Source organism: Mesorhizobium sp. BHbdii, assembly GCF_053848045.1.
The window spans coordinates 1-421 of sequence record NZ_JBSPKX010000261.1; the positions used below are offsets into that span (position 1 = coordinate 1).

Here is a 421-nt window from a genome sequence, read left to right on the forward strand (position 1 = left end):
TGGCGCGCTGGTTGCGCACATAGACATCCACGGCATCGGTATCGCCGACGGTGATCGAGATCAGCTTGGGCGGAAAACCCTCGGCCTTGGCAATCGCCGCATCCTCGCGCACGGCGGCGATGATGCGCTGGGCAACCGGGCCGCCCTTGAGATAGCGGCTGTCGTCGGACAGGGACATGAATGGGACTCTTTTCTTGCGTTGGCGCCGACATAGCAAAAGACCGCCGAAAATGGCAGCATGAAAGCGAAGCACCATGCCTTCGGCGCGACGCAACGACGCGGGCTTTGTCGCAGGCACGGGACGCCGATCAAAAAAGAAGGGCAGCGCGGTTTCCCGTGCTGCCCTTCCTGACCGACCGCATCCCCATACGGCCCGTCCCCCGTTATTCCTTCCAGGAAATGATGTGCTTCCTGATAAAGT

The 421-nt window shown here is 61.0% G+C and carries 1 pseudogene; it reads right to left on the reverse strand.

The window, feature by feature from the left end:
- Positions 1–178, reverse strand: a pseudogene (locus ACWTU8_RS32935) (bifunctional 5,10-methylene-tetrahydrofolate dehydrogenase/5,10-methylene-tetrahydrofolate cyclohydrolase); the annotation flags it as partial.
- Positions 179–421 lie beyond the last annotated feature (243 nt).